The sequence below is a fragment of the Rhizobium sp. GCM10022189 genome, from assembly GCF_042656325.1.
In the GTDB taxonomy this organism is placed as follows: Bacteria; Pseudomonadota; Alphaproteobacteria; order Rhizobiales; family Rhizobiaceae; genus Rhizobium.
Genome location: NZ_JBHSOR010000039.1, coordinates 144,450 through 158,592, shown reverse-complemented (window position 1 = coordinate 158,592; position 14,143 = coordinate 144,450). Strand labels below are relative to the sequence as shown.

Annotated in this window: 7 protein-coding genes; 4 read left to right on the top strand and 3 right to left on the bottom strand. The window is 62.2% G+C overall.

Annotated features, from left to right (window positions below; translation table 11 throughout):
* The first annotated feature begins 80 nt into the window (after window positions 1-80).
* Entirely contained in the window at window positions 81-1,100 is a 1,020-nt protein-coding gene (locus ACFPWW_RS15725; RefSeq protein ID WP_112570020.1) for a LacI family DNA-binding transcriptional regulator, read from the top strand.
* 25 nt (window positions 1,101-1,125) lie between these two features.
* Here the strand turns inward: ACFPWW_RS15725 and ACFPWW_RS15720 are convergent, their stop codons facing one another.
* Complete coding sequence (locus ACFPWW_RS15720; protein WP_112570022.1) at window positions 1,126-1,545, bottom strand: RrF2 family transcriptional regulator; 420 nt, start codon at window positions 1,543-1,545, stop codon at window positions 1,126-1,128.
* 103 nt (window positions 1,546-1,648) lie between these two features.
* Here ACFPWW_RS15720 and ACFPWW_RS15715 point away from each other — a divergent pair, with 103 nt between their 5' ends.
* The 3 genes from ACFPWW_RS15715 to ACFPWW_RS15705 all read left to right on the top strand — a co-directional run bounded on the left by ACFPWW_RS15715 (window position 1,649) and on the right by ACFPWW_RS15705 (window position 12,381).
* Window positions 1,649-2,335 (top strand): DUF1971 domain-containing protein, encoded by a 687-nt coding sequence (locus ACFPWW_RS15715; protein WP_112570024.1) that lies wholly within the window; start codon window positions 1,649-1,651, stop codon window positions 2,333-2,335.
* Window positions 2,328-3,542, top strand: a complete 1,215-nt coding sequence (hmpA, locus tag ACFPWW_RS15710) for an NO-inducible flavohemoprotein (protein WP_377312439.1) — start codon at window positions 2,328-2,330, stop codon at window positions 3,540-3,542. Before ACFPWW_RS15715 ends, hmpA begins: the two co-directional genes overlap by 8 nt.
* 343 nt (window positions 3,543-3,885) lie before the next feature.
* Window positions 3,886-12,381, top strand: a complete 8,496-nt coding sequence (locus tag ACFPWW_RS15705; protein ID WP_377312438.1) for a GH36-type glycosyl hydrolase domain-containing protein — start codon at window positions 3,886-3,888, stop codon at window positions 12,379-12,381.
* A gap of 63 nt (window positions 12,382-12,444) precedes the next feature.
* Here the strand turns inward: ACFPWW_RS15705 and ACFPWW_RS15700 are convergent, their stop codons facing one another.
* Both ACFPWW_RS15700 and ACFPWW_RS15695 read right to left on the bottom strand, forming a co-directional pair.
* Window positions 12,445-13,503 carry an adenylate/guanylate cyclase domain-containing protein gene (locus tag ACFPWW_RS15700; RefSeq protein ID WP_377312437.1) on the bottom strand — a complete coding sequence of 353 codons (1,059 nt, stop codon included), beginning with the start codon at window positions 13,501-13,503 and terminating at the stop codon, window positions 12,445-12,447.
* A gap of 88 nt (window positions 13,504-13,591) precedes the next feature.
* On the bottom strand, window positions 13,592-14,038 hold the full coding sequence (locus ACFPWW_RS15695; RefSeq protein WP_112755561.1) for an SRPBCC family protein: 447 nt from the start codon (window positions 14,036-14,038) through the stop codon (window positions 13,592-13,594).
* Between the last annotated feature and the right edge of the window lie 105 nt (window positions 14,039-14,143).

Below are 14,143 nucleotides of genomic sequence, written 5' to 3'. Positions count from 1 at the left end.
ATCATTCTACACTATCGATTGCCGCGCAAGAGCTTTTGTGCCTATAATTTTCGGGACACGTGAGAGTGAGGCAATTTGGAATGAAAAATCAGGCCGTTAACGCGACAAGAGACAGGATCACGATCCGTGACGTGGCTCAGGATGCCGGCGTCTCCGTCGCTGCGGTATCGAAGGTTCTGCGCAATGCCTACGGCGTCAGCGACGTCTTGCGAACGAAGGTCGAGACCTCGATCGAGAAGCTGAATTACCGGCCTTCCGTGGCCGCGCGCGCCATGCGCGGCCGTACGCAGACGGTCGGCGTCCTCGTCATCGAATTGTCGAACCCGTTCCTGGCCGGCGTCATCGAGGAGGCGAACGCCACGCTGGCGGAGAGCGGCTTCAAGGCGCTGATCGGCATCGGCCGTTCCACGAGCCCGATCGAGGCGTCGATGATCGAATCGATGATTGATAATCGCATGGACGGTGTGCTGATCATCGCTCCCAGGATATCGGGCAGGGTGCTGGAGCGTTACGCGCGTCAGATCCCGATCGTCGTCATTGCCCATCACGAACCGCACGCTCAGACCTACGACACGGTCAATTCCGATGACCGCAGGGGAGCTGCTCTGGCGGTGGAGGCGGCATTGCGATCCGGTTACGAGTCCATCGCGATGCTCGGTTATGAGCTTGGCGATTCACCGCAGACCGTCGTCGCGCTCCAGCGCGAGAAGGGTTATCTGGCGGCCACGAAGGCCGCCGGTCTGGAGGGCCGCATCATCCGCCTGCCGCCCGTCGGCGTGGATCGCAGGCCCGCAATCAATGATTTCCTGGCTTTGAAGGATCGCCCCCGCGCTGTCTTCGTCTGGTCGGATCTCGATGCCGTTCCGCTCATCAATGCTGCGCGCATGAGCGGCGTGCGGGTGCCGGAAGATCTTGCGATTATCGGCTACGACAATTCGCCCATGGCGGCCATACCGCTCGTCGGCCTGACGAGCGTGGACCAGAACGCCGCCGGCCTGGGCAGAACCGCAGCCGAGGTATTGCTCGGCAGGATCGATGGTCGCGAGGAGGCCCGGCACCTGCTGATCGAACCGCATGTCGAAATGCGCGGAAGTACCTGAAGGGCAGGGGGCGGACGGCCGTCAGTCATGCGGCGGCAAAGAACGCCTTCAGCACGTCTTTCCGTTCTATGATATCGGCGACGCTGTAGCGGTCGAAGACGCCGACAAAAGCCTCGGTCGCCTCTCGCAGGATAGGCGGCATGCCGCAGCCGCCCCTGATGGCACAGGAGGAGCACTCGAGAATGTCGTCGAGGCCTTCCGTATGCCGCAGCAGCTTGCCGAGGTTGGTAGCGGCGGCCGGGCGGCCAAGCCGAATGCCACCGTGCCTGCCCCGGATCGATTCCACGAAACCGGCTTTCGCCAGATCCTGAACCACCTTCATCAGATGGTTCTGGGAGATGGCGTAGGCGTCGGCGACCTCCTTGATCGAGCGGATTTCTCCCTCGTGTGAGCCGAGGTAAATCATCACGCGGATTGCATAGTCGGTGTACCGTGTAAGCTTCATGGCACCTGCGTCAAAACGCCCAAAGAGAAATCATGCATTTAAATAGCATCTTTTTCTGGCTACGTATACATGCATCCCAAATGCATGATTATGGAGCGATGCGATGGATGCGACGAGGTTGGAAGAGGAACAGATCCTCCCCCTGCTGGAGCGATTTTACGAGAGGGTTCGGCGCGATCCGATGCTCGGCCCGGTTTTCGCCGTGGTCTCCGATTGGCCGGAGCATTTGCAGCGACTGACCGAATTCTGGTCATCGCTGATGCTGACATCGGGCAAATACAAGGGCAATCCCGTTGCCATGCACCTGATCCACGCCGACAGGATAGAGCCGGCAATGTTTGAGCGTTGGCTTGCGATCTGGCGTGAGACGACGAACGAGATGCTGCCGCTCAAGGTCGCGCAGGAGATGCAGGTCAAGGCGGGGCGAATTGCCTCGCGGCTGAACCTGGCACTGACCGGAGAGATGCTCGAGCTGCGGGCTGAAAAGCCTGCGCCGGTGCCGAAGCCATACAGGACGACGAAGATCTTCGACGAAGCGACCGTGCCAGCGGCCCTTCTCGAAAGCCACCGGGTCAAACCCGGTGCCTGGGCGCTCATCCGCGTCCTGACGGGCAGCATGCGTCTGGTGACAGGGCAGACCGTGAGCCCCTTAAACCCCGATTGTATCGGCCGGATCCTGCCTGAGGTGGAGCATCATCTCGAGCTTCACGGCCCGGTACAGTTTCAGATCGAATTCTTCGATCGCGATCCCCTCCATGTTGATAGTAGTGAAAGGAAAGAACATGCCTAATCCGCTTTCGGCACGCACCATTGAACTGGTGAAGCAGAGTGCTCCGGCGGTCGCCGCCCATGCGAGCGATATTACCAAGACCATGTATGGGCTGCTGTTTAAAGACGAGCATATCAAGGCACTCTTCAATCAGGCCAACCACGGCGAGAACGGCTCCCAGGTTCACGCGCTGGCGGCAGCGATTGTCGGTTATGCCCAGAATATCGACAACCTCGCGCCCCTCGTTCCCGTCATCGAACGGATCGCGCACAAGCACATCGGTTTTCATATCCTGTCGGAACATTATCCCTATGTCGCCAAATCGTTGCTGGCAGCAATCCGTGAAGTCCTGGGCGACGCGGCATCCGAGGAGCTGATGGACGCCTGGGGAGAAGCCTATTGGTTTCTGGCCGATACCCTGATCGAAAGAGAGGAACAGATACGGGCAGAGCTTGAAAAGCGGGCCGGCGGCTGGAATGGCTGGCGCGAATTCAGGGTGGCCGAAAAAATCAAGGAAAGCGATGTCGTTACTTCCTTCGTCCTGCGCCCCGTTGACGGACAAGCCGTGGCCCTGCATCGCGCCGGCCAATATCTGACCTTCGACTTCAGCCTTCCCGACGGCATCAGGATGAAGCGGAATTATTCCATCTCGTCCGGCCCGAACCAGGACTTCTACCGCATATCGGTCAAGCGGGAAGAAAACGGCAAGGGCGCGTCGCGCTACCTGCATGATCACGTCGAGGTGGGGACGATCTTGAGGGTCACTCCGCCTGCCGGAGACTTCTTCCTGCCCGAGGAACCGAACAGCGAAGTAATCCTGCTGTCCGGTGGTGTCGGTCTGACACCCATGGTCAGCATGCTGGAAGCGATCGCGGCCGACTATCCTGACGTCGAAGCGCATTTCGTTCACGGTGCGCTCAATAGCTCGACGCACGCGATGGACAGGCATGTCCGCTCCCTTGCCCAACGCCATGGCCGCGTCGCCGTCAGCACCTTCTACAGCGATCCGTCAGACAGGGACGTGGCGGGCTTTTCGCATGACGAGGATGGCTTCATCACCGGAAGCTGGCTGGAGGCGAACACACCGATCAAAACGGCAAACTTCTATATTTGCGGCCCCAAGCCCTTCCTGCGGTCGGTTGTCGGTGATCTGCGGGCGCTTGGCGTTTCCAGCGATCGCATCCACTATGAATTCTTCGGCCCGACGGATGAGTTGCTGGCGGCCTGAAACAGCCCGCGACTGAGCGGCCAAAACTCACTGCCGTAACAAAAATTCGACCGGCCGGAGCCGTGATGGCTCCGGCCGGTCGATTGCGTTTCGCGTGGCGTCGACAGAGGTGGCCGCATGAGGCCGGGGGGCCATTTTTCCTGGCTGACGGCCCGATTAATCGCCCGTTCATTTTGCCGCCGCTATTGACCACTATCCGCCATTTCGAACAATCCAAGTTTGAATGTAAACTCCCGCTAAAAAGCAATGAAGATGCCCAATTCGAAACGCTCGTGCCCCTTCTCGCATCCAGTTCCGCAAGAATGCATTGGCCGGACACGAACCCAGTAGAAGAGAAAACGCTATGTCCTCTCAAAAGATTACGGGCGCTTCGAGCGCGCATGTTCAGGCAACCGCCGCAGATCCCGATTTCGGCATCCGCGCGCCCCTGCTGTCGAATGAGCAGTTGAGGGTCAAGGCCGCGGAGTTTGCAGAAAGCCGCGCGCTGGACGTGGCAAGTTTCAAGGGATTCGATTTCTTCCAGCGGCATCGGGAAAACGAGGCGGAGATCCTGAGGGTCTATCGCGCGGCTGCAGCGGATGTCGATGCGGGCGAGAGCATCACGCCGGCCGCCGAATGGCTGCTCGACAACCACTACATCGTCGAGGAAGCGATCCAGGAAGTACGCCGCGATTTCCCGAAGAAATTCTATCGGGAATTGCGCAAGATCACGCTCGACGGGACCGAAGTGCCGCGCACGCTGGCGCTCGCCTGGCTCTATATGGCGCATGCGCACAGCAATATCAGCAATGCCGGCATGGCGGCTGTTACCGAAGGCTTTCAGGACAGGGAGACGCTGCGCATCGGCGAACTCTGGGCGCTGCCTTCGCTCGTTCGCTACGTGCTGATCGACAATCTTCGCCATGTCGCGACCCGCATCGACAAGAGCCGTGAAATGCGCTCGAGCGCCAATGCGGCCGCCACACAGGCGATCGCGCTCGGCGATGCCGGGGCCGCAGGCTACCTCGAAACGCTTTCCGCCAATCTCGACGACACGACTTTCGTCACCCAGCTTCATTACCGGCTGCGCAACGCGCTTGAGCCGACCGAAGCCGCACTGACCTGGCTTGAGACCAGGCTTGCGGCGAAGGGAACGGACGCCGAGGCCGTCATGTCGGCCGAACAGGTCCGCCTCGGCGCAGCCAATGCGCTGATGGGCAGCATCATCAAGAGCCTGCGCGAGATCAACGATACCGACTGGTCCGAATGGGTCGAAGAAGTCAGTACGATCGACAAGCTGCTCTGGCAGCAGACGGATTATGCCGAACTCGATTCCGGTTCCCGCAACAGCTATCGCCGCCAGATCGAGAAGCTTGCCAAGCGCTCCGACAAGACGGAAATGGATATAGCCGAAGCGGCCGTCCGTCTGGCCGAGGGTGCGAAGGCGGGCCGTCAGGATCCGTCGTCCGCCGCCGGCAATGTCGGCTATTATTTCGTCGGCAACGGGCGCCCGGCGCTCGAAAGGGAGATCGGCTTCCGGCCGCCGCTCGGCCTGCGGTTCATGCGCGTCATCCGCAAGTTGAACTGGCTGGCAATCGCCGTGCCGGTGCTGCTCCTGACGCTGCTGGCGCTCGTCATCACCGATGCGATTTTTGTCGATGCCGGCATGCCGCTTTTTGCGACGGTCGTGCTGTTGGCGATGTTCGCGCTTCCCGCCTCCGAGGGAGCGACCGGCCTCTTCAACTTCTTCGCCACCTTCTTCATCACGCCGGATCGCCTTGTCGGCTACGAATTCAAGAAGGGGCTGCCGGCCGAAGCCCGTACGCTCGTCACCATCCCCTGCCTGATCGGCAAGCGGGAACATGTCGATGAGCTCGTTCGCAATCTCGAGGTCCATTATCTCGCCAACGCGCGCGGTGAAATCTACTATGCGCTGCTGAGCGACTGGCCGGACGCGCAGGAGGAGCAGAACGCCCGCGATCTCGAAGTGCTCGATTATGCGCTGAGCAAGATCGCCAACCTGGAGGCGCGTTATGCCGAAAACGGCAAGCAGCGCTTTTATCTCCTGCATCGCCGCCGCCAGTACAATCCCGCCGAAGGCGCCTGGATGGGCTGGGAACGCAAGCGCGGCAAGCTGCATGAACTCAACATGCTTTTGCGCGGCGAGCCGAACACGAGCTTTCTGCCGGGCGCCGATGTCGTGCCGCAGGACGTCAAATATGTGATGACGCTCGACAGCGACACGCGTGTCGTCCGCGACACCGTGACGAAACTTGTCGGCAAGCTGCATCATCCGATCAACCGGCCGGTCTTCGACGAGAAGAAACAGCGCGTGGTTGACGGCTATGGCGTGCTGCAGCCGCGTGTGACGCCGTCGCTCACGACAGGCAAGGACGCCTCTACCTTCCAGCGCGTCTTCTCGGTCAACCGCGGCCTTGATCCTTACGTCTTTGCCGTTTCCGACGTCTATCAGGACATTACCGGCGAAGGCACCTTCACCGGCAAGGGTCTCTACCATGTCGACGCTTTCGAAGCTTCGCTGAAGGGACGGATCAAGGAGAACTCGGTTCTCAGCCACGACCTGCTCGAAGGTTCGATGGCGCGTTGCGCGCTGGTGACGGACTGCGAACTGGTCGAGGATTTTCCAATTCGCTACGAAGTGGAAGTCTCGCGCCAGCATCGCTGGGCACGCGGCGACTGGCAGCTTCTGCCTTACATCTTCGACGACCGTCGCGGTGTGACCGCGCTCGGCTGCTGGAAGATGTTCGACAACCTGCGTCGCTCGCTGACCCCGATCGCCTGGTTCCTGGCATCCGTTCTCGGCTGGTACTGGATGGACCCGCTCGGCGCGCTCATCTGGCAGATCCTGCTGATCTTCTCCCTGTTTGTCGCGCCGACCCTGTCGCTGATCAACGGTATCATCCCGCGCACCAGCGACATCATCCTGCAGGCGCACCTCCATACCGTCTGGAAAGACATCGAGAATGCCAACGCCCAGGTGGCGATGCGCATCGTCTTCATCGCCGACATTGCCTGCGTCATGGCCGATGCCATCATCCGCTCGCTCTACCGCCTCTTCGTCAGCCGCAAGCTGATGCTGCAATGGCGCACGGCCGCAAGCGCCCAGGCTATGGCACAGACGACCATTGTCGGTCACTACAAGGTCATGTGGCGGGCACCGGTGCTGGCCGTCCTGGCGCTGCTCTTTACGATTTCGTCCGGCGACAGCGCCTGGATGGTCGGCCTTCCCTTCGTCATTCTCTGGATCCTTTCGCCGGCCATCGCCTGGACGGTCAGCCAGACGGCGGAAACCGAAGACCGGCTCGACGTGCCCGATAACGTGCGCAGCGAGCTTCGCAAGATCGCACGGCGCACCTGGCGCTATTTCGATCACTTCGTGGTACCCGGCCAGCATTACCTGCCGCCGGACAACGTCCAGCAGACGCCGCACGCCGTCGTCGCGATGCGCACCTCGCCGACCAATATCGGCGTCTACCTGCTGTCGGTGATTTCGGCACGCCGTTTCGGCTGGATTTCCTTCGAAGACGCGGTCAAACGCATCGAACAGACGATTGAAACCGTCGACAGGCTCGAAAAATATCGCGGCCACCTCTTCAACTGGTATCATACCGACACGCTGAAGCCGCTCGGTCGCCGCTATGTGTCATCGGTTGACAGCGGCAATTTCGCCGGCCATCTGATTGCCGTTTCCTCGGCCTGCCGTATCTGGGCGCAGTCTCCTCTCGCACACATTCACACCGATCTCGATGGCATCGGCGATGTCGCTGCCATTCTTCGCGAGGTGCTGAACGAGCTTCGGGAAGAAGACAAGTCAATCCGGTCCCTGCACGACCGGCTGGACGGCCGGATTGCCGATCTCGAAACGGCGGTCGCCACCGGCAGGCGGGAGAAGGAATTCTCCTCCGGCCTGATCGAGCGGTTTGCCGGGCAGGCGCGTGAAATTCGCGAACTTGCCGGCAGCCTCGATCGTGAGGTGAAGACGGCACAGAGCGACGAAGTCGTCTATTGGGCCGAGAAGCTCGTGGCAACCTGCGAGCTCCATCAGACCGACAAGGCCTTCGATCCCTCACAGGAGGACGCCATCAGCGAAAGGCTGACCCGCGTCGGCAACCGCGCCCGCGAAACCGCGCTCGACATGGATTTCAGCTTCCTCTATCGCCCCGAGCGCCGGCTGCTGTCGATCGGCTTCCGGGTGGAGACGGAAGAAGTCGATGCCGCCTGCTACGACCTGCTTGCCTCCGAAGCGCGCCTGACCAGCCTTTTCTCCGTTGCCAAGGGCGACCTGCCGACGGAGCACTGGTACAAGCTCGGCCGTCACGTCGTGCCTGTCGGCTCGCGCGGGGCGCTCGTCTCCTGGTCCGGCTCGATGTTCGAATATCTCATGCCGCCGCTCGTCATGCAGGAGCGCAGCGGCGGTATTCTCAACCAGACCAACAATCTGATCGTTCTCGAGCAGATGAACTATGCCCGCAAGCTCGGCACCCCCTGGGGCATCTCGGAAGCGGCCTTCAATGCCCGCGACCACCAGATGAACTACCAGTACAGCAATTTCGGCGTGCCGACGCTCGGCCTGAAGCGTGGTCTTGGCCAGAACGCCGTCATCGCCCCTTATGCCTCGCTGCTGGCGAGCCAGTACGACCCGGTCGCCGCACTCGAAAACCTCAACAGGCTGCGGGCCGTCGGTGCGCTTGGCATGTATGGCTTCCACGATGCCGTAGATTTCACGCCGAACCGCGTGCCGGAAGGCAAGCAGTGCGCCGTGGTCTATAACTACTATGCGCACCATCACGGCATGTCGATCGCAGCCGTCGCCAACGTCGTCTTCGACGGCATGCTGCGCGAACTCTTCCACGCCGATCCCGTCATCGAGGCGGCCGAACTGCTGCTGCAGGAAAAGGCGCCGCGCGACATTCCGGTTATGGCCGCCAAGCATGAAACCGATGCGCCTGCGACCATCCAGGGCGATCTTATGCGTCCGGAAGTGCGCCGCCTTGAAGATCCGGCGTCGCGCGAGCGAGAATTGCTGCTGCTCTCCAACGGCCGTTATTCGACCATGCTGACGGCGACGGGGTCCGGCTACAGCCGCTGGAAGAACCTCTCTGTCAACCGGTGGCGGGCCGACCCGACGGAAGATCGCTGGGGTTCCTTCATCTTCCTGCGGGATACGGCGTCGAACGAATGGTGGTCAGCGACGGCAGAGCCGCGCTCGATCGCCAATGAACATGTCCGCGTCAGCTTCAGCGACGACAAGGCCGAGTTCATCAAGACTGTCGGCGAACTGACGAGCGAGATGGAAGTCTTTGTCGCCAGCGATCACGATGCGGAAGGCCGCCGTCTCACGATCACCAATACCGGCACGGAAGATCGCGTCATCGAAGTGACCTCCTATATGGAGCCGGTCGCGACACTCGATATCGTCGATACGGGCCATCCGGTCTTTGCCCGCATGTTCCTGAAGACCGAGATCGCGGCTTCCGGCGATGCTGTTATCGTCGAACGCCAGAAGCGCGGCCTCACCGATCCCGATGTCGCGATTGCGCAGCTTATCGTCGATACGTCGGGCGAAAACGGCCCGACGCAATTCGAGACGGACCGCATGCGTTTCCTCGGCCGCGGACGCACCCTGACCGAAGCCGCCGCCTTCGATGCCGGTGTACAGCTGTCGGGTACCGACGGTTTCACCATGGATGCCTGCGTATCGCTGCGCCGTACGCTCCGCATCCCGGCCGGCCAGAAGGTCAGCGTGACCTTCTGGACCGTCGTTGCGGCCGAACGTGCCGAACTCGAAGCGGCGCTGGAGCATTATCGCCAGCCGGAAAGCTTTGCCCAGGGCCTCGTGCAGGCCTGGACGAGAACACAAAGCCAGCTGCGCCAGATCGGCGTCAACTCGAAGGAGGCCGCCGCCTACCAGAGGTTCGCGCGCTACATCATCTATCCCGACATGGCGCTGCGCGCCGACAGCAAGGCGGTTCGCGAGGGTCTCAAGTCCCAGTCCGTGCTCTGGGGTGCGACTTTGTCGGGTGATGCGCCGCTGATGACGCTGCGCATCGCCGACGAGCTCGGGACGGATCTCGTTAAGGAACTGCTGCGCGCTCAGGGGCTCCTGCAGTCGCGCGGCGTCGAGGTCGATCTCGTCATCTTCAACGAGCGCACCGGCGAGGCGGCTGCGGAAATGCAGCGCACGATCGACCAGCTTTGCGACGCGGCACGTCATGCCAGCGAGATTGCCGGCATCCAGCGTAATATTTATGTGCTGCGCAAGGACCTGACATCGCCGGAGGCCTATGACGCCATCATCGCCGCCTCCCGCGTCGTGCTGCGAGGCCGGGACGGCAGCCTCATCGACCAGCTGCAGAAGGCTCGTTCCGTGACCGGTTCGCCGGCGTTGCTTGGCCAGTGGGGGGATTCCACCCTCGTGCCGAGAATGGTGCGCGATCCCGTTCAGCCCGTATCGGCCGACGGCAGCGATCTCGCCTTCTGGAACGGCTATGGCGGCTTTGCGGCCGATGGCAGCGAATATGTCGTGCGCCTTTCCGGTGGCGAGCAGACGCCGCACCCCTGGGTCAATATCGTGGCCAATGACAGTTTCGGCTTCTATGTCTCGGCGGAAGGCGCGGCCTTTACCTGGAGCCAGAACTCGCGCGATCATCAGCTGACGCCCTGGACCAACGACATGGTCACCAACCGTCCGGGTGAAGCTTTCTACCTCAAGGATCTCGATCGCGGTTCGGTCATCGTCCCCTATGCCTCGCTGGCGCAGCGCTCCGACACGCGCTTCGAGGCCCGTCACGGCCTTGGTTACTCGGTCTTCTCGACGGTCCAGGACGAGATCGCCCTGGAGGTCACGCAGACCCTCCATATGGAAAAGTCGGTCAAGCTGACACGGCTGCGCATTCGCAACGATGCGGGCGAGGCACGCAAGCTGCGGCTCTATGGTTATGCCGAATGGATCCTCGGCAACCATCCGACCAAGAGCAAACCCTTCATCGTCTCCAGCTTCGACAGCGCAAGTGGGGCAGTCTTTGCGAGCAACCCGTTCAGCGTGAGCTTTGGAACGCGTGTCGCGGCATTCGCGGCAAGCGAAACCCCGTCGAGCGTTTCGACGAGCCGTCGCGAATTCATCGGCCGGCACGGGACGATCCAGCAGCCGCGCACCGTTTCGGCAGGGTCGCGTCTCTCCAACGCTTTGGATCTTGACGGCGATCCTGCAGCCGCACTGGCCTTCGATCTGACGATCGAGCCCGGCGAGGTACGCGAAGTCTGCTTCTATATGGGCGACGCTGCCTCGCAGGAGGACGCGGCGGCCCTGATTGCCGAAATCCGCTCAGTCACGTTCGAGGACATACTCGGCCGGACCCGCGACTTCTGGAAGAAGTTTACCGGCAAGACGCGCGTTTCGACACCGGATCAGCGCCTCGACTTCATGGTCAACAGCTGGCTGCCCTATCAGACATATGGCTGCCGCATCATGGCCCGCACGGCCTTCTACCAGTCGAGCGGTGCCTGGAACCTGCGCGACCAGCTGCAGGATTCGCTGGCCTTCCTGCTGCATTCGCCCGATATCGCGCGCCGGCAGATCCTCAATACCGGCCGGCGTCAGTTTCCGGAGGGCGACTTCCAGCACTGGTGGCTGGCAGACAGCGGCGCCGGCGTTCGCACCAACATCTCCGACGATCCGGTCTGGCTTGCCTATGCGATCGATCAATATTGCACCGCCACAGGCGACGCGGCCATCATGGACGAGATGTTGCCCTTCGTCGAAGGCGCGCAGCTGAGCCCCGGTCAGTACGATGCCTTCCTGCAACCGCGTGTCTCCGAGGAGACCGCATCGCTTTACGAGCACGCCGCCCTCGGCCTTGATCTCGCAATCAAGCGGACCGGCGTCAACGGCCTGCCGCTGATGATGAGCGGTGACTGGTGCGACAAGATGGATCGCGTCGGCATGGCCGGTCGCGGCGAGAGCGTCTGGCTCGGCTGGTTCCTGGCCGGTGCCTTGCGCCGCTTCATCGCCTATGCGGAGGCACGAGGCGATACGAAACGTGTCAGCCACTGGACGGCGCATCTTGGCAAGCTCAAGGAAGCGATCGAAACGGCCGGCTGGGACGGTGAATATTATCGCCGCGGTTATTATGACAACGGCGCTCCGCTCGGCTCCAGCCAGTCCGAAGAGGATAAGATCGACTCGATCGCCCAGTCCTGGAGCGTATTGTCGGGCGAGGGCAATCCGGAGCGCAGCGAGATGGCGATGAAGGCCGTACGCGACAAGCTCGTGGATGAGGAAGGCAGGTTCATCCGCCTCTTGACGCCGCCCTTCGTCAAGCCGGTCAACGATCCCGGCGTCATCAAGGCCTATCCGCCCGGCGTTCGCGAAAATGGCGGCCAGTACACCCATGCCGCTACCTGGGCGGTGCTCGCCCTTGCCCGCATGGGCCGGGCCGACGACGCCTGGCGCGCTTTCGAGATGTTGAATCCGATCAACCATTCGCTCGACAAATCGTCGGCAGACGTCTACCGCATCGAGCCCTATGTGATTGCCGGCGACATCTATGGCGAGGGTGCTCTCAAGGGCCGCGGCGGCTGGAGCTGGTACACCGGCTCGGCCGGCTGGCTCTACCGGGTGGCGGTGGAGGGCATCCTCGGCATCCGCTCGGAGAATGGCCGCCTGCATGTCAAGCCGGTCCTGCCGGCCGGATGGGACGGCTTCTCCGCTGAACTCGATCTTCCGAGCGGGAAATATCAGGTTTCCGTTTCGAGGGTGGATGCGGATCGATGCTCGGTGACGGTCAACGGCGCTGCGCTCGATGATCCGAACGAGGGATATCTGCTCGCAGCCAAATGAAAACGCATGTCGGGGCAGGTCGACTGGCGTCAATGCCCCGACGCTTGCCGCGATCCGCGTCGTTCAGTCCGTCGGCAGCGTGAAGACGGCGCAGGGATCGGCAATGCCACGCAGGCGGTGTTCGCCGAGGGGAACGAGCTGCATGGTCGTCTGCGCGGCCAGCGCACCTGATATCAGCACACGATAGCCAAGGGTCTTGCAGAGCCCCTCCAGCCGGCTGACAAGGTTGACGGCGGGGCCGATGGCGGTGAAGTCCAGCCGGTCTGCCGCACCGATATTGCCCCAGAGCATTTCGCCAAAATGCAGCGCCATGCCGAAGGGCAGCGGCTGCAGGCCCTGTGCCTGTCGTGCCGTATCGAGATGGGCCATGCCCGCACGGGCGGCGGCAACGGCGCGCAGGCTAGCATCGCAGGCCTCACCGGGAGTTCCGGTCACGGGAAAGATCGCCAAAACACCGTCACCGATGAACTTCAGCACTTCGCCCCCGAAAGCGTGCACTGCGCCGGCCACACGGTCGAACCAGGCATCGAGGGTGGCAATCATGAGGGAGGGCTCGGTCGCTTCGGAGAGCGCCGTGAAATCGCGCAGATCGGCGCAGAGCAAAGCGGCACGAATGGTTTCACCGCTGCTGCGGCCGAGCGCCCCGGCCTGCACCTGCGCGGCACTGCGTCGGCCGAGATAGGCCTCAAGCAGGGTTGTCAGCGCCGTTCGTGCGGCCAGTGCAGCCAAGGGGGCCGCGGCAAAGCGCGCGACCTGCAGCAAGTGATCCTCCTCGCTGCGATCAAACGCACGCGATCCGGCCCAGCCCAATATCGAACCGTCGGAGCCCTGACCGATCCTTCCTTCGTATGTCGGCCCAAGCCCGGCGAGCCAGTCACCGGCAGCCTTGTTGGTCGGGCTGCCGCCAAAATCAAGCGCTTCGATGACGGCGCCGGTCTGCGCCCGCCACAACCAGGTGCGGTGCGCAATGATCGGGTGCGGAACGGCGAGGGTGAGGCCGCCGCCTGCAAGCGGCAGGCCGACGGCGAGCAACTGGCGGCCAAGCTCGGCTATGAATTGTTCGGGGCTCGGCGAGGCGCTGGCCTCATCGATCAGCCAGGCGAGATGGGCGGGTAAATCCATGTCCGATCATGCCATACCGGCCGTCTGATGTCAGCCGCATGGCCACAACGGTCCGCCGGCCCACTTCTTCTTCAATTGAAAAGATCGGTCACTTCCTGCCATGGAAGGGATCAGGACCGGGGTCGTGTCCGGCCGCCACGGTGCTCAGCCGGCCAAGGTAGTGAGCCCAGCCCTCGGCATGGCCGGCGCATTGCTCGGCATTCGGCAACCCGGTATGAGTCAGGCGCAGGAGCGTTCCATGCGGCTGTTCGATCAGATCGATCTCCACAAGGCTCGAGCCCGGCGGCACCACCTCGCTGCCATCCCAGCCGAAACTGTAGGCCAGACGGTGGACCGGCACGACTTCGCGAAAAGAGCCGCGAGCGAAACGTGCACCGGTCACGTTGACGAGATAGAGTCCCCCCGGCTGCGGCTCGATCTCCGCCTCCGTTCCCATCCAGCGGAGGATCTTTTCCGGATCCGTCAACAGGGCGAACACTGCCGCAGGCGGCGCGGAAAGATGTGTTTCGCGACGAACGACGAGAGCCTCTTGCATCGCTTCCTCCCCAGTTTGCTCTGCGCCGGCCGGGCGCGCGACGCGGTATCCCGGATATTTTAGGGGGAGGATCGCGCGCAACAAGGGCGTCAGCGCTTTCGTGAG

Coding starts and splice junctions, on each gene's coding strand:
- ACFPWW_RS15725 (WP_112570020.1), top strand. CDS start 81: ATGAAAAATCAGGCCGTTAACGCGACAAGAGACAGGATCACGATCCGT.
- ACFPWW_RS15720 (WP_112570022.1), bottom strand. CDS start 1,545: ATGAAGCTTACACGGTACACCGACTATGCAATCCGCGTGATGATTTAC.
- ACFPWW_RS15715 (WP_112570024.1), top strand. CDS start 1,649: ATGGATGCGACGAGGTTGGAAGAGGAACAGATCCTCCCCCTGCTGGAG.
- hmpA (WP_377312439.1), top strand. CDS start 2,328: ATGCCTAATCCGCTTTCGGCACGCACCATTGAACTGGTGAAGCAGAGT.
- ACFPWW_RS15705 (WP_377312438.1), top strand. CDS start 3,886: ATGTCCTCTCAAAAGATTACGGGCGCTTCGAGCGCGCATGTTCAGGCA.
- ACFPWW_RS15700 (WP_377312437.1), bottom strand. CDS start 13,503: ATGGATTTACCCGCCCATCTCGCCTGGCTGATCGATGAGGCCAGCGCC.
- ACFPWW_RS15695 (WP_112755561.1), bottom strand. CDS start 14,038: ATGCAAGAGGCTCTCGTCGTTCGTCGCGAAACACATCTTTCCGCGCCG.